Here is a 20314-nt window from a genome sequence, read left to right on the forward strand (position 1 = left end):
TGATATGCGTAATTGCACTCTGTACAACTAAATCGTCTGATGTACCGCTGAATATCCGTTTAGCTGTATTCCATACAATTAAAATGCCTCTATATCGGTGTTCTCACCTAATCGGGCAGACTTAGTTGTACAAACTACAGTTAGAAGATGAAAGACTTCCTTTTCACTGTTTTTAAATGTACAGAATGCACCTATTCCTGTGTTCACCTCTATTCTCTATGCATTATTCTTCTGCTCGCAGCGGGAGAGAACTACTTATTATGCACGGAGAGGGCAGAGCCGATATAATGGATAGTACAGGCACGAACGCCTGCCTATTCTTCAGGTTGGAGTTGTAAACAGGGGATTATTGGCATTTACTATAGAGTATACGGCTATGGCCGATGATATAGATTGCAGGAGGCGCGCGGATCATATGGGGAAGAGACAGGGATCGCTGATGAAGACGGCGGTTGGACTGATGCTTGTGTTTGCAGCTCTACCGCCTGCGATGTACTGGGGATACGAGCATGCGTATGCTGCATCGGATTCGGCGGTGGTGCAGACCACACAAGGAATGATGCAGAAGCTGGCTGGTGCAATGAGTAACCGCAGAGAGACGATCACCTTCACTTATCAGGGCAAGACCACCAAGCTGAAGAGTGAGATTCAGACGGCAATTAATCAGGCGATGGGGAGCGACCCGTATCTGTATTATATTATTGACAGCTATGCCTTCTCCTACCGTGGAAGCACGCGTGCTGTTCATGTGACGGTTCAGGTGGAATACCGGGAGACGCTGCAGCAGACGGCATATGTGAATAAGCAGGTGAAGGCTATTCTGCAGCAGATCATAACACCGGGCATGAACAATCACCAGAAGGTAAAAGCGATCCACGACTGGGTCGTGCTGAATCTGGAATATGATCACTCGCACCGCAAATATACCGCTTATGAAGGACTTCAGACTGGAAGTGCGGTCTGCCAGGGCTATACACTGCTAACCTATAAGCTGCTGCTGGGGGCGGGGATTCCGAACAGAATTGTGGAAGGGACGGCCAGGGCCGCAGACGGTGTAACCCAGTCGCATGCCTGGAATCTGGTGCTCTTGAACGGGGCATGGTATCATCTCGATACCACCTGGGATGACCCCGACCCGAGTCCGGAGGGCGGAATCAGTACACTCTATTATATGAGGACCGATGCCCAGATGCGGCTTGACCACAAGTGGACCAAGTCCTATCCGGCGGCCTCCACCAGTTATGCCCAGACCTTGACTAAGCTGGTCAATCAGGGGGGCCAGGGGGTGGAGGCATACAAGACGCTGCAGAAGGATCTGAATTACTGGCTGTACGAGGAGAATCAGGTGGTTTCGTCGGCGGAACAGCTCAAGGAGCTTGCGATGCAGGCGGCAGAGTCCGGGCAGCAATCGCTGCTGTTCCGCTATCGCGGAAGCGACAAGTTGCTGAGGCAGGATCTGCAGGTGCTCTACGGGCTGGGACTGAACAACCTGGCCTTTAACAGCTCGCCGTTCGAGAATACAGGAGATCTTAAGGTATACGTGACCTGGAAATAAAAGAGTGTCAGCTATCCGGCGAACCAGCCAGGGTGGCACTTCAGGCATTGGTCTCCAGAAATTGAATGGTCTGAAGCTTGTTTGTTGAAGGGTTGAAGCGGACCATCACGATTACGCCGAATTCCCGGCCCGCCTTGCTTCGGACCAGCAGCTTGAATTTCTCTTCCGCAAGCTTGGGCCTGATCTGGGTCCGGCCGATGTGCTTGTAATCGATGATCTCGGCGTTGTATTTCTGCTGCGTCTCCTTTACGGCGATGGTTCCCCAATGGGCATAGTCAGGTGCAGCGGAGATGGAGTTTAACGGGCTGCTCAGGATTAGGGCTAACGTCAGCAAGGCTACTGTCCATATTTTTTTCATCATGGCCTCCTTGAGCTGGAATTACAGGTTAGCGTCCCCCGGCACCCGCGTTTTTATGCGATTCCCTAGAGCACAGCAGCTCTGGGGTTTTAGTGTTTTCCGAACCCGTCCTCACAGGTAATATCCATCTTTAGAAGCTTGTAAAGAGACTGCTTGGAAGCCTCCAGGTTTTTTTGTGCATCTTCAATTTCAGCTATTTTAGCCGTTATGATACGTGTTTGTTCATCCTTCGAAATTCCCTGCCTGGAGATCATCGATTAATATCCTGGATGGTAAATCCGACGGCTAAGCTATTCTTAATCACTTCAAGATAAGTAATAATCTCCGGGACATAATTCCGGTAATTATTTTCTTCTCTAAGGACATGGAGTCCGTTACTCACCCGATTGGCGACTTTCTTCCCAAATAAGAGCACCTCAGTCCGTTACGCTAAGCCAAACGCCCCTGAAGAACAACGCCCGCTTGGAAAAAAGATGTAATTTGAAGGGGGATTGCGTCTGCACCACTATTTTAAATCTGATAAGGTTCTAGCTATATATAAAAGACCGGTTTTGGCCCGCTGCTGCGGGATCAAAACCGGTCTTTTGCTGAAAGAGAAGAATTTATATGCTTCACGCTATAATTATCCTTATCTTTTTCGCTGAAACGGTACCGTCCTTTAAAAGGACGGCAATGCCGTTTCCACTTATGTTGCAAGGAATCAGTCAGCGTGGGTGCTCAGATCACACTTCTCCAGCGGGATCAGGCTGCTCTTGCGGAACCAGCCATAGCCCAGCCAGATCAGCAGGAACAGCGGCACGCTGACGTAGGAGACCAGAATGCCGTACCAATCGATCTTCGCGCCGGTGAAGGCGCCCATGTTCTGGCCGAATACGGCTACCATACACAGAGCGAAGGCAAACAGCGGACCGAACGGGAACCATCTTGCCCGGTAAGGCAGCTCCTCCAGGGAATGGCCCTGCTTCACGAAGGCCCGGCGGAAACGGTAATGGCAGACGGCAATCCCGAGCCAGTTGATGAAGCCGCACATTCCAGAAGCGTTAAGCAGCCAATTGTACACCGCGCCGTCTCCGAAGAAGGAGGCTAGGAAGGCAAGCATGCCGACAGCGGTAGTCACGAGCAGTGCGCCTACAGGAACACCTCTGCGGTTCAGCTTGCCGAGCGCGCGCGGTGCCATTCCATCCTTGGCCATGGCGTACAGGACACGGGTGGAGGCGTACATCCCGGAATTACCGGCAGACAGCACGGAACTGAGAATTACGGCATTCATTACCGAGGCGGCAATCGCCAGCCCTGCTTTGTTGAAGACGATTGTGAACGGGCTGACGCCGATATCATCAATACCGCCGCGGAGCAGATCGGGATTCGTATAAGGAATTAGCATACCGATGACGGCTATCGCGAAAATATAGAAGATTAGGATGCGCCAGAACACCTGGCGGATCGCGATCGGGACGTTGCGGCGCGGATTTTCGCTCTCCCCTGCGGCGACACCGACCAGCTCTGTTCCCTGGAAGGAGAACCCGGCGGCCATGAAGACCCCGACGAAGGCGAAGAAGCCGCCATGGAAGGAGCTGCCTCCAAGCTCAAAGTTGCTGAAGCCTACAGCTTTGCCGCCCAGAATCCCGAAGATCATCAGGACGCCGACCGTCAGGAAGACGACCACCGTAACAATTTTGATAATGGCGAACCAGTATTCCGACTCACCGTACCCTCGCGCAGACAGGAAGTTCAGGCCGAACATGAGTGCCAGGAAGAGCAGGCTCCACAGGAACGAGGGACTGTCCGGGAACCAGTACTTAATGATAACGGTGGCTGCTGACAGTTCAGCTGCTATGGTCACCGCCCAGTTGTACCAGAAGTTCCAGCCGATCGCGAAGCCGAAGGCGGGGCTGACGAACCGTGTGCCGTAGGTACTGAAGGAACCGGAATCGGGCAGATAGGTTGCCAGCTCCCCAAGGCTGGTCATCAGAAAATAGACCATAATGCCGACGGCCGTGTAGGCGAGCAGTGCTCCGCCTGGACCGGAGGAGGCAATGGCCCCGCCGCTGGCGAGGAACAATCCGGTTCCGATCGAGCCGCCGAGGGCAATCATGGTCAGATGTCTTGCTTTGAAGGATTTGCGCAGGCCCGGTGTATTGGCGCTACCCGCCTGTATTGCCGGCCGTTTAGGCTGCTGTTCTTGCATGAATAGGACACTCCCTTTAGATTGATGGTTCTGTTCACAGGGGGAGTGCTGCTGCCTGCATGTGCCGGTTCTTCTTCCCGGCATGATGCACGCAAAAAAACCGCAGACGGACGCTGCGGTTCCTCAATATGGGCTCCGCATCATACTCCCTGTTAAGATAGCGCAACACGGTGCAGCTCCCGCAGTCTCCTGACAGGCAGTATGCACAGTGACAGTTCCGCGCCTTTCGGCAAACGGCCCCAATCGTAGCTGCGGACTAAGAGCAGCAGTTACGACTTCGGCGGATATTCCTTTGGGCGCGTATCAACGATGGCTCTTAGGCATCTCCACGCGCTTACTCTTCTTATCCGCGACCTCTACCTCATCCTAGGTATGATGAGGCTATCTTTGAACGATATGAACAACAGGAATCAGTATAATGCATACCGGCTTCTCAGGCAATGACAAAATACGGCAGGTTCACGTCAGCTCCGCCGGCGCTCTGACATCTGCTGCCAGACGGTGCCCGCCGCCTCTTCGCCGGACAGAATCCGTTCCAGCGCCATCTTGGCCTGAAGCCCGACCTCGAATTCGGGGTCTTCGGCAGCAACGCTAAGTGCGTTCTGGGCCTCAGCGGTACCGACTTCGTAGAGGAAGCGTGCCGCCCGCCAGCGCACCAGCTTGCTGGCATCACTCAGCGACGCCGTCATCACCGGCGTCGCCGCCGGGTCGCCGATGTCGGAGAGCGTGTCCCCGGCTGTGCGCCGCACGGCCGGGGCGCTGTCCTTCATCGCCTCATAGAGCAGCTCCATCGCACCTGGCGTGCGGATGTCGCCCAGGTACACGACAGCCAATCTGCGAATCTGCAGCTTGGGGTCGTGCAGCGCTGCCCGCAGCTCCGGCAGGAGCTGCTCGCCCGGCGCCAGATCCTCCAGCGCGGCGTAGCGCACGCGCCAATCCGCATCCTGCAGGTCTCGCAGCAGCTCGGCCTGCTCTTTCTTGTGCCGCTGCTCGACGAACTCGCCGGCAGCCCCGTGCGCGATGGCCTGCTGCACGAGGGAGTCCAGGCGTTCCTGCGGATACGCCGCCTCCAGCTCCTGCTCGACCTCGCGGGCAATCTCCGGCGGCTCGCCGTAGCGCACGCCGTAATCGCTGAGCTTGCGCTCTTTGATCATCACGGCGCTGGCCACATCGGTCACCGCCTGGGTGAAGCGGCTGGAGAGGGCGATGCGCTCCTCCTTCGCGCCGGTCTTGACGCGGATCTGAATCGGGATGCCGCGGAACATCTGCACGAAGACCTGGGACTCCCCGTAGTGGGTACCGTCATTCTCATCGCCGAGACTGTACTCTGCGCTGAGGCCGTCCGCCCCGAAGCGGTTCTGGACCTCGCGCAGAATCGCTGCCCAGTCGGCACTGCCCTTGCGCTCCAGCGCAGCGAAGTCAGCGGCATGATAAATACTGGTGACGCCCGGAATCTCCAGCATCTCCTGCGCCCAGGAAGGGGCGGAGCGCCGGGACTCCGGGGTGTAGGTCCGGCGGATACCGGGGGCAAGGCTTTCGTCCAGATGAAGCTTCATGGTATTTGGACTCGGTGTCGGTTCAATAAATGTAATCTTCATATGTCAGCTCCTTGGGTTAAATGGCATAAGTTCCGTCCTGCGTTACCCGCATTTTACCTCATTTGAGCAGGTGAATACAAAGGGGCGGAGACGCGGACCCGCAAAATTTTAAATATTATTGAATTAGCAACCCAAACGGGAAGTGTTGCATATTTTGCAATTTTGACTTCTTGAATAATCGGGTTGTTGAGGGAATGTTGCAATTCGTGCAGGATTTCATCCTTCCTCATACCGCCCGCTAGATCCGCATCATCCCTGACAAAAGAGGCCCGGACGTTTCCCGCCCAGCCATTTGGGTACAATTTGTAGTGAGCGTTCTTCAGGGTCCTGTAATTTTGCAAATGATTCTGCGGAACCCTATAGTTAAGATATGTGGTTTGCCGCCAGTCAACAGAAACGGCAAATCTGCTATAAGGAGTGGTTCTTGGTATGGCCAAAATACGTTATAACAACATCGACAATGTCAGCACCGATAAAACGCTTAAGGAATTCCGCCAATGGCGTGAGGACCGCCGCAGGAAAAAGAAGGATTACACCTATAAAGTGCCGAATCATCCGCCGCGCCTCGACTATTTGGCCGGGAACCGGCTGGAGACGACGATAACGTGGATTGGTCACTCCACTTTTTTTCTGCAATACGAAGGGCTTAATATCATCACCGACCCGATATGGGCGCGGCGGCTGGGCTTCGAGAAGCGGATCGGTCAGCCGGGCATTCCGCTCGCGGATATCCCGCCCATCGACCTGATCCTGATCTCCCATTCCCACTATGATCATCTGCATATCGCGTCCATCCGCAAGCTGTACCGGGCAGGAACAACCATTGTGGTGCCTGCCGGGCTTAAGCGCAAAATGCTCCGCAAAGGCTTCCCTAACTGCCAGGAAATGCAGTGGTGGCAGGAGATTACGCTGGGCGCCGTCAAGCTGACGTTTGTCCCGACCCAGCACTGGACGCGAAGAACGCCGTTCGATACGAATTCCTCGCACTGGGGCGGTTATGTGCTTCAGCCGTCAGACCCGCAGAAGCACCCGGAGGGGGAGGAGGGCAAGGCGCAGCATAAGCTGCTTCCGCCGAACCTCTATTTTGCCGGAGACAGCGGCTTCTTCCCGGGCTTCAAGGAGATCGGCAGACGCTTCAAGCTGCATGTGGCGCTGATGCCGATTGGTGCTTATGAACCTGAATGGTTCATGAACTCTCAGCATGTGAATCCCGAGGAGGCCGTGCAGGCCTTCCTTGATGTAGGCGCAGAGCTGATGATACCGATGCACTTCGGAACCTTCAGGCTAGCCGATGATACCGCGCGCGAAGCGCTGGACCGGATGGAGCAGGCTAGGGTGGCGCAGGGGCTTGGTGAGGAGCGTATCCATACTTTGGGCTATGGGGAGACGCTGGTTGTCCAGCCCGAGGAACGCCCGGCGGGGAAATAACACTTCTACTTAAATAAGAGCCGTAATAAGGGCCATTTTGCTTGATTTTATGCTATAATGAGCCGGAACCTAAGTGAAAAGGATGGTAATGCTTAATGATTAGCACAAGCGGCGTAACACTCCGCTACGGAAAACGCGCACTATTTGAGGACGTAAACATAAAATTCACACCCGGCAACTGTTACGGTCTGATTGGCGCGAACGGCGCCGGCAAATCGACCTTTCTAAAGATTCTGTCCGGAGAGATTGAAGCGAACATCGGCGATGTGCATATTACACCCGGTGAACGCCTGGCGATACTCAAGCAGAACCATTTCGAGTATGATGAGCATCTGGTGCTGGAGACAGTAATTATGGGCCATACCCGGCTATATGAAATTATGAAGGAGAAGGATGCTCTGTACGCTAAGAGCGACTTCACTGAAGCGGATGGACTTCGTGCGGGTGAACTTGAAGGTGAGTTCGCAGAGCTGAACGGCTGGGATGCTGAGCCTGATGCGGCTGCAATGCTGATAGGCCTTGGTATTATGCGTGAGATGCACGATAAGAAAATGGCCGAACTCAGCGGCAACGAGAAGGTCCGTGTACTGCTGGCCCAAGCTTTGTTCGGACGTCCGAACAACCTGCTGCTCGATGAGCCTACCAACCATTTGGATCTTGAATCCATTGGCTGGCTGGAAAACTTCCTCATGGACTACGAAGGCACTGTTATCGTGGTATCCCATGACCGTCACTTCCTGAACAAGGTATGCACGCATATTGCGGACATTGATTTCGGCAAAATCCAGATGTACGTCGGCAACTACGACTTCTGGTATGAGTCCAGCCAATTGGCCCAGGCCCTGCAGCGCGACTCGAACAAGAAGAAGGAAGACAAGATGAAGGAGCTGCAAGCCTTCATTCAGCGCTTCTCGGCCAACGCCTCGAAATCGAAGCAGGCGACTTCCCGTAAGAAGCAGCTCGAGAAGATTACCCTGGATGACATCCGTCCGTCCAACCGTAAATACCCGTTCCTGAACTTCAAGCCGGAGCGTGAAGCCGGCAAGCAGCTGCTTACGATTAGCGGCCTGACCAAGGCTGTGGACGGCGAGAAGCTGCTGGATGAAGTCAGCTTTGTAGTCAACAAAGGAGATAAAATCGCTTTTGTAGGACCGTATTCCCAGCCTAAATCCCTGCTGTTCGATGTGATTATGGGCGAGAATGAAGCAGATGCGGGCGAGTACACTTGGGGAGTGACAACCACCCAGGCGTATTTCCCTAAGGATAACTCCAGCTACTTTGACGGGGTGAACATGAACCTGGTGGAGTGGCTGCGCCAGTATTCCAAGGATCAGGACGAAACCTTCCTGCGCGGTTTCCTGGGCCGGATGCTGTTCGCCGGCGAAGAAGCACTGAAGAAGGCAAGCGTATTGTCCGGGGGCGAGAAGGTCCGCTGTATGCTGGCCAAGATGATGCTGAACGGGGCGAACGTGCTTGTGTTCGATGAGCCTACCAATCACTTGGACCTGGAATCGATCACCGCGCTCAATAACGGCCTGATTGACTTTGACGGCACGATCCTGTTCACCTCCCATGACCATCAGTTCATCCAGACGATCGCCAACCGCATCATTGAGATTACTCCGGCTGGCATCATTGACCGTACGATGAGCTATGACGAGTATCTGGAGAACCCGGAGATCAAGGAAATGCGGGCCCGGATGTACCCTGTTGAGGCTTAAGAATCAGATATAGACAGAATGAACGGTTATGAGTTCATATGAAAACGGCTGCGTCGTCCCCGGAGGGATAACGCAGCCGTTTATGTTCACAATATACAACAACCTGGAAGTCTAAGACCCGCCAGTCCGGCGGCGCTGATTGTTAGGCTTCTTGTTATTCTGGCTTTTCAGCGGCTTCGCGGAGCCGGCCTGAAAGGTTGAACCCGGTTTTCCCGAAGCATGCTGTTTCTTCTGCTCCAGCTTCTGGCGGATGGCATCAGCCAAATTAATTTTTGGTTTCTCATTGTTCTCGCTCATTATGTTACCCCCTTAGGCAGCAAGTCCTTTTCCTTATTCTAAATGTTTTTAAATGCTGCTACAAGGGCAAGAATAACTCAAAGAAAGTTTTCCTGTATTTATGCGGCAGGGATGGGGAAGAGGGGCAGAGATGACTGATATTTATGAAGATATTCGCAAGGGTGAAAAGGGTGCGCTGGTCAGTATCGCTGCATATGTGATTTTGTCCGCCTTTAAGCTGGTCTGCGGCTACCTGTTCGCCTCCAGTGCACTCCTGGCAGACGGTTTCAACAATCTAACCGATATTGTGGCCTCGCTGGCTGTGCTGATCGGGCTGCGCATCTCCCGGAAGCCGCCGGATTCCGATCATACCTACGGGCATTTCCGGGCCGAGACGATTGCGGCGCTGATGGCCTCTTTTATTATGGCGCTGGTGGGCATTCAGGTTATTGTGGAGGCGGTGCGTTCGCTGTTCGGGGGGGAGAAGGCCACGCCGCAGCTCTGGTCTGCCGGTGTTGCGCTGGTGTGTGCCGTAGCGATGATGGGGGTATATATATATAACAAGCGCCTGGCCGAGCAAATTAATAACCATGCGCTGATGGCTGCTGCTAAGGATAATTTCTCGGATGCTATTGTAAGCGTAGGGGCCGCAATAGGGATTGTAGGAGCGCAGTTCGGACTGCCGTGGATCGATTCGGCGGCTGCCATCGGAGTCGGCTTGCTGATTATCAAGACAGCCTGGGATATTTTCCGTGATTCCACGTACCGCCTCACTGACGGCTTTGACGAAGATAAGCTGCTGGACCTGCGCAGCACCATTGCCCGGACACCAGGTGTGGAGGGCATCAAGGATTTGAAGGCCCGTGTACACGGCAATCATGTACTGGTGGATGTAGTCGTGGAGGTGAATGCCCGCATGACGGTCATGGAAGGGCATGAGATCAGCGACTCGATTGAAGAGCGGATGACCAAGCTGCATAACATCATGCATGTGCAAGTTCACGTGGAGCCCAAGGATTAACATTCCATGATTTCTCCTAGTTAGCTGTAATTTCCACCAAATCCAAGGAGGAATCGCGACTATAGACCTGTATGTTACCATAAGATGGAAAGGTTTTTTGTGAAATTTGGAGCATGTTCCAAATCCCGGGCCAGCCTATAATGAGGGCAGAAAGCAACAAACGTAGCGCGCGACGTTGTTGAATTTCTTAATACGTTAAGCGGGGGAACGCTATGATCGTATCACGCAAGAAATTTACAGCATCGCTATGGGTTTCCGCTTCACTGGCATTATCCTTGGGAGTGTTCAGTCCGGGACAGGTCTTCGCTGCAACTGATTCTTCGATTACAATGCTGGCGGCGTCCACCGGGCAGACTGGCATCATTGAAGCTTCAGTCCGGCTGCGTACAGATCCGTCTACCAGCAGTACGGTACTGAAATATCTTAATAAAGGCGATCAGGTAGTTATTCTGGAAGCTGCGAACAGCTACTGGTACAAAGTAAGAACTGCAGAGGGAATTGTGGGGTATATGAGCTCGGGAGATTCCTATATCCGGTTGGCTACGGTTTCTGCACCTGCGTCCCGGACAGCGGTGATTCAGGCCACAGTCCGTGTAAGGGAGACCCCTGCAACCAGCGGTCAAGTGGTTGGATATCTCTATAAGAATGACCAGGTAACCATTCTTGAAGAGACTAACAGCTATTGGTACAAAATAAAAACGGCAAATGGGACGGTGGGTTATACAAGCTCATCCGATCAATATATTTCAGCGGGCGCTTCATCGCCGTCTGCTCCAGCCACTCCAGCTCCAACACCGGTACCTGTTCAGACACCGGCGCCTGTTCAGACACCGGCGCCTGTTCCAACACCAGCACCGGTACCTGTACCTACAGCCGGGCAGACGGCTGTGATTGAACGTGTGATCGCAGCGGGGATGGGCTATCTGGGGACGCCATATGAATTTGGCTCCAGCCGTAATGATACGAGTACCTTCGACTGCTCGGATTTCATCCGCCAGATCTTCATGGATGCAGCGGACTTGAAGCTGCCTGCCGATTCCCGGCAGCAAGGGGACTGGGTCAAGCAGAACAGTGGTGTAGTTACGGATGTATCCGGCTTGAAGCGCGGCGATTTGATGTTCTTCATGGATTATAAAGGAACTTCTCCCTCTGCGTATGCCGGAATCAATAAGTATACGGCAAGAATTACACATGTCGCCATGTATTTGGGTGACGGGAAGCTGCTGCATACCTATTCAGTAAGCTCCGGCGGTGTAAGAGTAGATAATCTTAGCGCTTCTTGGATGAACCGTTTCCTGTACGGAGGCTCGGTCATCCGCTAATATATACAGCTAGGACAGCAAGAAGCGACAGGCAGTACAAGTTTGTGACGGGTGAACTACAAGCGGGTGTATGTCGGGGTTATCCCTTCAGTAGAATCTTCTACTGAAGGGATAACCCTTTTTATTGTCATTAGACACAAAAAAAAGGCCGTTTGGATTGGCGTCCACGGGCCTTGTCAGGGTACACCGGTTGAGTCATAGCTGCAGCATATGAGTGGAGCAGCTATGACTCTTATGTGTCGAGTCGCTTATGGATTGATTACGTATGCGGAGGAAGGAACCTTGATCCATGCTTTACCCAGCCAAGTGTAGACTTCTCTCCATTCGTTGCCCATTGCGTCAGTCATAATCACACCAGTAGTATCAACAGTCTGTGCACTCAGCCAACCAGCAGGGGTTGCCATGCTTCCCATAGAAAGATGGAATGCTGTGATCTTGGTCAGAATGATCTGAGGAGTTGCCGGCTTGATGTCAGCTGGCGTAATGACCGGAGCTGCCGGATTCAGGTAAGTCGCTCCGGTTACAGTAGTTACTGCATCAGAAGAAGTGGTTTTGGTAGTTGCTGTTGTCCCTGTTGTTACCTCAGCCGCAGAAGCTGTTGCTGCCAAGGAAGCCATAAGACCCATTGCTACTGTTAAACTGGCTAATTTTTTCATCGATGATTCCTCCTAGGTATGTTGGTGTGATTTTCTATGTTCATGCTGTGCTAATATGGATGTAAACATAATTTGCATTGAATGAACCAGCGTAAGCAAGAAATTTTATTCTTCTTGTCCAGCTTGACGGGTGACGCTTCATTCCGGTCAGAATCACCGATGACAATCTGAGCGGAAAGGCCTATACTTTTTGAAGGGCAGCAAGAAGCCCGGAGGTTTCCTGACGGAGACCTCCGGGCCTTGAGCACTGCCTGGCCGGCAGTTAATGGTATGCTTGCCTACATTGATCGTCCCCTGCGTCCCATAAAGAGTGAGACCACGAAGAGGATCAGGAAGATGTAGAACAATACTTTGGCGATGCCGACGGCTGCCGCCACAATGTTGAAGAATCCGAAGATACCGGCAATCAGGGCCACTACCAGCAGAATTATAGACCATCTTAGCATGAGATGTCATCCTTTCTGTGCATTGATGTAATCATTGTTTAAACGGGGCTTATCCATTTGAAACAGGGAGGAAAGGAAGAGGATTCCAGGGACTTGGCCTTTGTTTCGGCCGAATTCTGTAAGGGTAACTATGCAGTATCACACAGGGTAAACTGACAATTTAAACACTTTGGAAGGGGTTATCCACTATGATCATTGAACTTAGCGTAGCACTGGCTGCTATTGCCTTTGCAGTACTCGTATTCTTCTTAATCAAAACCTTGAAATCAGCGAAGGACTCGCTCGACAAGGTCAGCCAGACGCTGCAGGAGGTTCAGAAGACTATCGATGAGCTTACCTATGAAGTGAAAACAACAGTCCGGCATGCCAATGACATCACTGCCGATGTCCAGGGCAAAATTCAGAAGATTGACCCGATCGTGGATTCCGTGAAGAATCTGGGCGATGTCATGAACGAGCTGACATTGACCGTGAAGCAGGTATCGGTAACGGTAATCGAGAAATTCCGTAAATCACGTGAACTGAAGGATAAGGCAAAATCCGTATCTATCGCAGAAGCCCCGTTAACACCAGCCGAGGAGAGAACTGTACAATCCTATGAGGCAGTGAGTTCAAGCAAATCTAAGGGCAAGGTTGCTACAGCCCTCAAAGGCGTGGATGCAGCCGCCGCGATCTGGCAGAAATTCCGCCACTAATACCTTGATGGAATGATATACGGCGGTGCACAGGACGGGGCAATACCAGCTCATGAAAGGCGGGAACCCTTATGAAAATGGTTATTCTCTTGCTTAGTCTTCTTGCTCCCTTCATATCTGCACCGCCGCAAGGAGAGACGGTTTCGCCCGCTCCCGGTACTGCCGCACAGCTGCCGGCAATGTTCGCCTACGAGCATAGCGCAGTTGCCGATCCCTACATAAGCAGCTTCGATTCCTTGTCCGGTATTAGCTTATATATGACGGAAAAGGAGCTGCTGCAGGCCAAGGGAACGCCTCAGCAGATTGCAGAAGATCCTTGGGCGGGCTGCCTTGAATATCAATATGCCGATATCTCGGCGGGAGTATGCGGCAGTGTGGTCCTCTATGTACATGCTTCGCCTGCTCAGGCAGGGCAATACGGTCTGAGCCTTAACGGGCAGGTGCTCCATCCGCAGACTATGAACGTGCAGGATATGCTGGGAACGCCTGATTTTGAAGCTGAGGATGGGGATGTTTATATTAGAGGAGAGGCCGCGCTCAAGATCTACCGGAATATGGAGAGCGGCGAATGGGACGGCTTGGATTTGTTCGATGCTTATTCCTTCTGAAGCTGATTCAAGTTCGGCGATTTTGGTTAATGAAGGGTCAGTCATCTATACCGGTGGCTAGGCCTTATTCATTATGAAGGAGAGTGATTTCATGGATTCAACTGGTACACAGGCTTATGCCAAGCTGCTGGAGAACGGCGTTCAGGCAATAGAAGAAGTGAATCGGCTCCGTAGCAGCGGCTACACCAGAGAGGATCTTTATGTGATCAGTCATGATGAAGACCGCGAAGGACGTATCGTAGACGCCGCAGATTCTAATGAAGTGGGGCTGAGCGAAGAAGGGCTGTTCGGTGCCATTGCCAACCTCTTCCGTTCGCGTGGCGACGCTTTACGCTTCAAGATTACTTCACTGGGCTTCAGCGCAGCGGAGGCGGCCTTTTATGAGAAAGAGCTTGATACAGGCAAGGTTCTGGTCATTGCCAAAAGAAACCCACAATAATCGCGGGTCAGCTTCGTTGACCTCAATAGTACAATAGCGTAACCTCCAGTCCCACTAGTATGTAGTGGAGCTGGAGGTTACTTTGTTGAAGCCGGAACCTGTTTTATGCCAATATCTAGCTGGATGGTAACAGGCCGTATAAATATCGTATGATAGAACGATAGAGTTGCGGGTTCATAGTCTTAACACTATTCGCGTGAGGTGAAGAAGCTTGAGAATATTAATCGTAGACGACAATCCTACCAATGTAATTATTATCCGTGAGATCCTCAAGAAGGAAGATTACCGGAATTTCATAACGGCTTCGTCCGCTATAGATATGTTGAAGCTGCTCGGCGTCGGTGCAGGGGAAGAGAACGCACAGCCCCGTCCATCCGATGTGGACCTGATTCTGCTGGATATGATGATGCCGGAAATGGATGGGATTGAAGCCTGCCGTGTGGTTCAGCAATACGAGCATCTGAAGGATATTCCTATTATTATGGTTACGGCTGTAGGTGACTCTAAGAAGCTCGCCGAGGCGCTGGATGCCGGAGCGGTGGATTATGTGACGAAGCCGATCAACAAGGTGGAGCTGATGGCCCGTATCCGCTTGGCGCTGCGGCTGAAGCGCGAGAAGGACTGGCATAAGGAGCGGGACCAGCGGATACAGGATGAACTGAAGCTGGCTGCCCTGGTGCAGAATGCGGTACTCAGTCTGCCGCTGGCCGAGGAGACCTTGGAGGTGCATGCCATCTATCAGCCTTCCTTCGAGCTGGCCGGAGATCTGTATGCGTGGTATCCGCTGGGAGACGGGCGTTATGCTGTCATTCTGCTGGATATGATGGGCCACGGTATCTCGTCTTCCCTGTTCTGCATGTTCCTGGCCTCTGTACTGAAGGATACCGTAACTACGTATGTGGAGCCGGAGAAAGTCATTCAGGAGCTGAACAGACGGTTTAACCAGCTCTATATTGAGAAGCAGCTGGTTCAGTATTATTTCACGGCTATTTATCTTGTCATTGATACCCGCATGAAGCGGATTAATTATGTGAATGCCGGGCATCCGCCGGCGCTGTTCTTTGAAGGGGACGCTAAGACCCCGGTACTGCTTGAGAGCAACTGCCACCCTGTCGGACTGTTTGACCGGATCGATATCCAGCAGCAGAGCCTGAGCTATGAGGATGAGGGGCACCTGGTGCTGTTCACGGACGGCCTCTTGGAGATGGTGGAGGGCGGTCAGGAGGAGCAGCTGCAATTCATGATCGGACATTTGAATACCACGCATGACTGGCAGGAAGACCTGGTGCGCGCTGCATTCCTGAGCGAGCCTGTTAACGCGGACCGGGATGACGATAAATGCCTAGTCTGGATCTCGCTGAAGAAAGGAACCGATAAGGAATGAAGATAAAGGCTAAACTGCTGATCGGATTCAGTGCTATGCTGGCGATTATGCTTGCACTGACCCTGATCGGCTATGACAGGCTTCATTATATGAGCAGTCAGCTGGACAGCTACCAGGAGAGATACAGCAAGGGCCGGGCTTCGTCGGGACTTCGCGGGGAAGTGAACGACATGGCACGGATATTGACTACTTCCATGCTTAATGCCGATACTGTAACCCTGGAAGCGCAGAAGGCTGAGATTGACAGCAAGGTCCTCAAGTCTGCAGAGCATCTTAAGAACATTAAGGCCTCGCTGAAGACGGCAGAGGAACTCCAAATACTATCCCGGATTGAGAACTCCTATTCGGCTTATCTGAAATATCAGGACAAGGCTCTGGAGATGCTGAGCGCCGGATACTTTCAGAATGCCAACACCTACCGCAACGCAGAAGGGCAGGACGTTCAGAACGAGGTGCTGAACAGTCTGAATGCGTTGTCTGATTATAATGCCTTCCGCATGACTGAGGAGACTGCCAATGCCCAGGAGGCGTCGAACAGATCGATTCAGATGGTCACCCTGATTATGGTCTTGGGGCTGCTGCTTGGGCTGGGTGTCATTCTGTGGGTGATACCGAGTATCACGCGCGGCCTAAGTGTCGTGTCCATGATGATTACCAGCTTCGGCAATGGAAAAATGCGGGCGATCCGCCGGATCAAGGTGAAGTCCAAGGATGAGATTGGTGATGTAGCGCGGGTATTCCAGCGGATGGCCGAGGATATTGAGCAGAAGCAGGAGCTGGAGAGATCCTATTCCCAGGCACAGAGTGATCAGGCTTGGCTGAATGCCAATATTGCCCGGATTACGGAGCTGCTGCGCGGTGTCAGCTCGCTGGATCAGGTATCCCAGACCTTCATCAGTGAGTTCTCACCTGTGCTGGGAGCGCAGTATGGTGCCGTCTATCTGAAAAGCCAGGACAATCCGAATCTGCTGGTCAGCAGCGCCTTCTATGCCGGGGAGGAGGGGGTTCCGCCCAAGGAGAGCTTCGAGATAGGTCAGGGGCTAATCGGGCAGAGCGCCTTGGATAAGCTGCCGATCAAGCTGACGGAGGCGCCTGACAACTATATCTCCGTATCTTCGGGATTCGGGGAGGCGCATCCGAGTTATATTTCCATTCACCCTCTATTATTCGAGGATGAGGTGCTGGGTGTTGTAGAGTTCGCTTCCTTCACGCCGTTCTCGGTGCTGCAGAATGAACTGCTCCATCAGCTCTCCAGTAATCTGGGGATTATTCTGAACAACATCAGCCGCAGGCTTGTGGTTGAGGAATTGCTGCGCGAATCGCAGGCGCTGACCGAAGAGCTGCAATGCCAGTCGGAGGAGCTGCAGACCCAGCAGGAGGAGCTGCGCCGCTCCAACGAGAACCTGGAGGAGCAGACAGATGCTCTGAAGCGCTCGGAGGAGCTGCTCCAGCGTCAGCAGGAAGAGCTGGAGCATTATAATACAGAGCTGGTCTCCAAGACCCGTGCGCTGCAGGATCAGGTGCAGGAGGTTGAAGAGAAGAAGGATGAAATTGAGCATGCCCGTATGCAGCTGGAGAAGCAGGCTAAGCAGCTTGCGGTAACCAGCAAATACAAATCCGAGTTTCTGGCCAATATGTCCCATGAGCTGCGCACCCCGCTGAACAGCCTGCTCATTCTCTCCCAGCTCCTTACGGAGAATAAGGAGGGCAATCTGAGTGAGAAGCAGGTAGAATTCGCCCATACTATCTATATGTCAGGTGCAGATCTGCTTAAGATGATTGATGAGATTCTCGATCTGTCCAAGGTTGATGCCGGCAAAATGGAGCTGAATCATGAAGAGATTCCGCTGATTGAGCTAAAGACCTTCGTGAAGCAGAACTTTGCTCCGCTGGCCGCGAAGAAGGGGCTGTCGCTGCGCCTGTCCTTTGACGAGCCGCTGCCGGACAGTGTATATAGCGACAGTCACAGACTGAAGCAGATTCTGCGCAACCTGTTGTCCAATGCCTTCAAATTCACCAGCGAAGGCTATGTGGAGTTCTCTGTCAGCCGTGCGGACGTCAAGCGACTGCCTGCCTATCTGCCGCATGATTATGATTATATTGCGATATCCGTCAAGGATAGCGGAATCGGTATCCCGTCAGATAAAATGGATATCGTCTTCGAGGCGTTCCAGCAGGTTGACGGAACGACGAGCCGCAAATATGGCGGCACGGGGCTTGGCCTCTCGATCAGCCGCGAATTAGCCCGCCTGATGGGCGGAGCGATCGGACTGGAGTCCCGTGAAGGGCAAGGAAGTATATTTACACTGTATCTGCCGGTCCAGGGGAACTTCAGCCTGCTGCCGGGAGCAATCGAAGCCGCACCTGCCGGCGAGCCTGCGCAGCTTGAGGAATACCGTGAGGAACTGCCATGGAATGTGGCAGGGGATATCGCGCCTACACCTGCTACGCCTGTAGTTGTTGAAGATGACCGTGATTCTCTGGCCAGCGGCGACAAGGTGCTGCTGATTGTTGAGGATGACGAGAGCTTTGCCAAGATCCTGCTGAGCATGGCCCGCGGGCGCGGTTTCAAGGGACTGGTAGCCCTGCAGGGCGATATCGGCCTGCAGATGGCCAAGACCCTGCTGCCGGATGCAATCATTCTCGACATCCAGTTGCCTGTCCTGGACGGCTGGTCGATTCTGAGGGAGCTGAAGAGCGACTCCCAGACACGCCATATTCCGGTGCATGTGATCTCTGTGAATGATGAGATGAAGCAGGGGCTCATGATGGGAGCGATGGCCTATCTCAGAAAGCCGTCCTCGCGTGAAGCGCTGGACCGGGCCTTCTCGCAGATTGAGAACTACACCGCCAGCACGATGAAGCATCTCTTGATTGTCGAGGACGACGATATTCAGCGACGCTCCATCGAGGAGCTTATCGGTCATGACGATGTAGTGATTACGGCGGTGTCTTCAGGCCAAGAGGCTCTGAATGAACTGCACAAGCAGAGATATGACTGTATGGTGCTTGATCTGATGCTGGATGATATGACCGGCTTCGAGCTGCTGGATCAGATCCGCGACGATGAGGAGCTGAACGATCTGCCGATTATTATTTATACCGGCAAGGATCTGGACAGCAAGGAAGAGACCAAGCTGCGCAAATATGCGGAATCCATCATCATCAAGGATGTCCGCTCGCCGGAACGGCTTTTGGATGAGACCACGCTGTTCATGCACAGGGTAGAAGCAAATCTGCCGGAGGATAAGCGTAAAATCCTGCAAAAGCTGCACAATAAAGAGGAGCTGTTTGACGGCAAAAAAATTCTGCTTGTCGATGATGATATCCGCAACGTCTTTGCCCTCTCCAGTGTGCTCGAAGGCTATCACATGGAAGTGAAATTTGCCGAGAACGGCCGCGAGGCCATCGACATGCTTGTCGAACAGAGTGATTATGACCTCGTGCTGATGGACATGATGATGCCGGAGATGGACGGATATGAAGCTATGCGCCGCATCCGGCAGATGCCGCAGTACCAGAAATTGCCGATTATCGCCCTCACAGCCAAGGCCATGAAGGAGGACCGGGCCAAGTGTATTGAAGCCGGAGCCTCTGATTATATGAAGAAACCGATCAGCACAGATCAGCTTCTTTCGTTAATGCGTGTCTGGTTGTATTCGTAAGGGCGATTTCAGGGTAATAGCTATACAGCAGGTTCAAACCGCGTACGGAAATAAGGCTCAGGCAAGGGAGTATTGATGACAATGGCAGCGATGGAGCACGGATATGAGGGGCAGGGTAATCCGCCGGAGAGCAAGCAGGAGCTTGAACAGATTGAGATTGAACTGCTTCTGAACGGAGTACACCGTTTGTATGGATATGATTTCAGGAATTATGCCCTGCCTTCCTTGAAGCGGCGCATCTGGCATCATGTCCATGCAGAGAGCTTACCTACCATTTCTGCCCTGCAGGAAAAGGTCCTGCATGACCGTGCATGCTTCGAACGGTTCGTGTACAGTCTCTCGATCCCTGTGACAGAGATGTTCCGTGATCCGGGTCTCTTCCTGACTTTCCGTCAGAAGGTCATTCCCCTACTGCGGACCTATCCTTATATCCGGATCTGGCATGCCGGCTGCTCGACAGGCGAAGAGGTCTACTCGATGGCAATTATGCTTCATGAGGAAGGACTATATGACAAGGCAAGAATTTATGCCACGGACATGAACGCCCGTTCCTTGCAGCAGGCTAAAGAAGGCGTGTACGAGATTGGCAAGATGCAGCAATACACCAAGAACTACCTTGAGGCTGGTGGTACGGGCGTCTTCTCGGAATACTATACAGCGAAATATAACTCAGTGATTCTGCAGCCGTATTTACGCAAGAACATTATTTTTGCAGAGCATAATCTGGCGACAGACACTTCCTTCAACGAATTCAATGTGATCCTGTGCCGTAACGTAATGATCTACTTCAACGACGAGCTTCGCGATCATGTCCATGGCTTGTTCCATGAGAGCCTCAGCCGGTTCGGAGTGCTGGTCCTCGGTTCCAAGGAGTCCATTCATTTCACACGATACAGTGACAGCTATGAGCCCTTGGACCGGGTAGAAAAAATATACCGCAAAAATAAATAGCGG

17 protein-coding genes and 1 riboswitch are annotated in these 20314 nt (G+C 52.7%); of the genes, 11 read left to right on the forward strand and 6 right to left on the reverse strand.

Features of this window, described 5'->3' with window-relative positions:
- The first annotated feature begins 415 nt into the window (after positions 1 to 415).
- Positions 416 to 1555, forward strand: coding sequence for a transglutaminase domain-containing protein (locus tag C162_RS13265; protein WP_036694955.1), 1140 nt, complete (start codon positions 416 to 418; stop codon positions 1553 to 1555).
- A 40-nt stretch (positions 1556 to 1595) separates the two neighbouring features.
- Here C162_RS13265 and C162_RS13270 read toward each other — a convergent pair whose 3' ends face one another.
- The 3 genes from C162_RS13270 to C162_RS13285 all read right to left on the reverse strand — a co-directional run bounded on the left by C162_RS13270 (position 1596) and on the right by C162_RS13285 (position 5699).
- Positions 1596 to 1916: a DUF3889 domain-containing protein gene (locus tag C162_RS13270; RefSeq protein ID WP_235218426.1), complete on the reverse strand. Its 321-nt coding sequence runs from the start codon at positions 1914 to 1916 to the stop codon at positions 1596 to 1598.
- 697 nt (positions 1917 to 2613) lie between these two features.
- Positions 2614 to 4101, reverse strand: a complete 1488-nt coding sequence (locus tag C162_RS13280) for an amino acid permease (RefSeq protein WP_051493461.1) — start codon at positions 4099 to 4101, stop codon at positions 2614 to 2616.
- A gap of 150 nt (positions 4102 to 4251) precedes the next feature.
- Positions 4252 to 4468: riboswitch (Lysine riboswitch) on the reverse strand.
- A gap of 97 nt (positions 4469 to 4565) precedes the next feature.
- Positions 4566 to 5699 carry a virulence factor gene (locus C162_RS13285; protein ID WP_036694957.1) on the reverse strand — a complete coding sequence of 378 codons (1134 nt, stop codon included), beginning with the start codon at positions 5697 to 5699 and terminating at the stop codon, positions 4566 to 4568.
- A 429-nt stretch (positions 5700 to 6128) separates the two neighbouring features.
- Here C162_RS13285 and C162_RS13295 point away from each other — a divergent pair, with 429 nt between their 5' ends.
- Together C162_RS13295 and C162_RS13300 are read left to right on the forward strand one after the other, a co-directional pair.
- Positions 6129 to 7127 (forward strand): MBL fold metallo-hydrolase, encoded by a 999-nt coding sequence (locus C162_RS13295; protein WP_036694959.1) that lies wholly within the window; start codon positions 6129 to 6131, stop codon positions 7125 to 7127.
- A 95-nt stretch (positions 7128 to 7222) separates the two neighbouring features.
- A complete protein-coding gene (locus C162_RS13300; protein WP_036694960.1) occupies positions 7223 to 8848 on the forward strand; it encodes an ABC-F family ATP-binding cassette domain-containing protein in 1626 nt (541 codons plus the stop codon).
- Positions 8849 to 8959: 111 nt separating this feature from the next.
- On the opposite strand, the gene C162_RS13305 is transcribed toward C162_RS13300, so the two are convergent.
- Entirely contained in the window at positions 8960 to 9145 is a 186-nt protein-coding gene (locus C162_RS13305; protein ID WP_036694961.1) for a hypothetical protein, read from the reverse strand.
- Between the two features lie 130 nt (positions 9146 to 9275).
- Between C162_RS13305 and C162_RS13310 the strand changes: the two genes are divergently transcribed.
- Complete coding sequence (locus C162_RS13310) at positions 9276 to 10145, forward strand: cation diffusion facilitator family transporter (protein WP_036694962.1); 870 nt, start codon at positions 9276 to 9278, stop codon at positions 10143 to 10145.
- A 212-nt stretch (positions 10146 to 10357) separates the two neighbouring features.
- Positions 10358 to 11467, forward strand: a complete 1110-nt coding sequence (locus C162_RS13315) for a C40 family peptidase (RefSeq protein WP_036694963.1) — start codon at positions 10358 to 10360, stop codon at positions 11465 to 11467.
- Between the two features lie 248 nt (positions 11468 to 11715).
- Here the strand turns inward: C162_RS13315 and C162_RS13320 are convergent, their stop codons facing one another.
- Both C162_RS13320 and C162_RS35385 read right to left on the reverse strand, forming a co-directional pair.
- Positions 11716 to 12123, reverse strand: coding sequence for a hypothetical protein (locus C162_RS13320; protein ID WP_036694964.1), 408 nt, complete (start codon positions 12121 to 12123; stop codon positions 11716 to 11718).
- A gap of 278 nt (positions 12124 to 12401) precedes the next feature.
- Positions 12402 to 12569 (reverse strand): DUF1328 domain-containing protein, encoded by a 168-nt coding sequence (locus tag C162_RS35385; protein ID WP_036694965.1) that lies wholly within the window; start codon positions 12567 to 12569, stop codon positions 12402 to 12404.
- Between the two features lie 188 nt (positions 12570 to 12757).
- Between C162_RS35385 and C162_RS13330 the strand changes: the two genes are divergently transcribed.
- The 6 genes from C162_RS13330 (at position 12758) to C162_RS13355 (ending at position 20311) form a co-directional block, all read left to right on the forward strand.
- The gene (locus tag C162_RS13330) at positions 12758 to 13264 is read left to right on the forward strand and encodes a DUF948 domain-containing protein (protein ID WP_036694967.1); all 507 of its coding nucleotides are present in this window, start codon (positions 12758 to 12760) and stop codon (positions 13262 to 13264) included.
- Positions 13265 to 13335: 71 nt separating this feature from the next.
- Positions 13336 to 13872, forward strand: a complete 537-nt coding sequence (locus C162_RS13335) for a hypothetical protein (RefSeq protein WP_036694968.1) — start codon at positions 13336 to 13338, stop codon at positions 13870 to 13872.
- Between the two features lie 91 nt (positions 13873 to 13963).
- The gene (locus C162_RS13340) at positions 13964 to 14311 is read left to right on the forward strand and encodes a general stress protein (protein WP_036694969.1); all 348 of its coding nucleotides are present in this window, start codon (positions 13964 to 13966) and stop codon (positions 14309 to 14311) included.
- A 211-nt stretch (positions 14312 to 14522) separates the two neighbouring features.
- On the forward strand, positions 14523 to 15695 hold the full coding sequence (locus C162_RS13345; RefSeq protein ID WP_036694970.1) for a PP2C family protein-serine/threonine phosphatase: 1173 nt from the start codon (positions 14523 to 14525) through the stop codon (positions 15693 to 15695).
- Positions 15692 to 19360, forward strand: a complete 3669-nt coding sequence (locus C162_RS13350; protein ID WP_036694971.1) for a response regulator — start codon at positions 15692 to 15694, stop codon at positions 19358 to 19360. Before C162_RS13345 ends, C162_RS13350 begins: the two co-directional genes overlap by 4 nt.
- An 81-nt stretch (positions 19361 to 19441) precedes the next feature.
- A complete protein-coding gene (locus C162_RS13355; protein ID WP_036694972.1) occupies positions 19442 to 20311 on the forward strand; it encodes a CheR family methyltransferase in 870 nt (289 codons plus the stop codon).
- Positions 20312 to 20314 lie beyond the last annotated feature (3 nt).

The sequence above is a fragment of the Paenibacillus sp. FSL R7-269 genome (genome assembly GCF_000517865.1).
Taxonomy (GTDB): Bacteria; Bacillota; Bacilli; order Paenibacillales; family Paenibacillaceae; genus Paenibacillus_AQ.

What these genes read in the sequence shown, in the direction of transcription:
- C162_RS13295 (WP_036694959.1), top strand. Translation starts at nt 6,129, where the DNA reads ATGGCCAAAATACGTTATAACAACATCGACAATGTCAGCACCGATAAA.
- C162_RS13355 (WP_036694972.1), top strand. Translation starts at nt 19,442, where the DNA reads ATGGCAGCGATGGAGCACGGATATGAGGGGCAGGGTAATCCGCCGGAG.
- C162_RS13265 (WP_036694955.1), top strand. Translation starts at nt 416, where the DNA reads ATGGGGAAGAGACAGGGATCGCTGATGAAGACGGCGGTTGGACTGATG.
- C162_RS13315 (WP_036694963.1), top strand. Translation starts at nt 10,358, where the DNA reads ATGATCGTATCACGCAAGAAATTTACAGCATCGCTATGGGTTTCCGCT.
- C162_RS13330 (WP_036694967.1), top strand. Translation starts at nt 12,758, where the DNA reads ATGATCATTGAACTTAGCGTAGCACTGGCTGCTATTGCCTTTGCAGTA.
- C162_RS13285 (WP_036694957.1), bottom strand. Translation starts at nt 5,699, where the DNA reads ATGAAGATTACATTTATTGAACCGACACCGAGTCCAAATACCATGAAG.
- C162_RS13320 (WP_036694964.1), bottom strand. Translation starts at nt 12,123, where the DNA reads ATGAAAAAATTAGCCAGTTTAACAGTAGCAATGGGTCTTATGGCTTCC.
- C162_RS13270 (WP_235218426.1), bottom strand. Translation starts at nt 1,916, where the DNA reads ATGATGAAAAAAATATGGACAGTAGCCTTGCTGACGTTAGCCCTAATC.
- C162_RS35385 (WP_036694965.1), bottom strand. Translation starts at nt 12,569, where the DNA reads ATGCTAAGATGGTCTATAATTCTGCTGGTAGTGGCCCTGATTGCCGGT.
- C162_RS13280 (WP_051493461.1), bottom strand. Translation starts at nt 4,101, where the DNA reads ATGCAAGAACAGCAGCCTAAACGGCCGGCAATACAGGCGGGTAGCGCC.
- C162_RS13305 (WP_036694961.1), bottom strand. Translation starts at nt 9,145, where the DNA reads ATGAGCGAGAACAATGAGAAACCAAAAATTAATTTGGCTGATGCCATC.
- C162_RS13335 (WP_036694968.1), top strand. Translation starts at nt 13,336, where the DNA reads ATGAAAATGGTTATTCTCTTGCTTAGTCTTCTTGCTCCCTTCATATCT.
- C162_RS13300 (WP_036694960.1), top strand. Translation starts at nt 7,223, where the DNA reads ATGATTAGCACAAGCGGCGTAACACTCCGCTACGGAAAACGCGCACTA.
- C162_RS13350 (WP_036694971.1), top strand. Translation starts at nt 15,692, where the DNA reads ATGAAGATAAAGGCTAAACTGCTGATCGGATTCAGTGCTATGCTGGCG.
- C162_RS13340 (WP_036694969.1), top strand. Translation starts at nt 13,964, where the DNA reads ATGGATTCAACTGGTACACAGGCTTATGCCAAGCTGCTGGAGAACGGC.
- C162_RS13310 (WP_036694962.1), top strand. Translation starts at nt 9,276, where the DNA reads ATGACTGATATTTATGAAGATATTCGCAAGGGTGAAAAGGGTGCGCTG.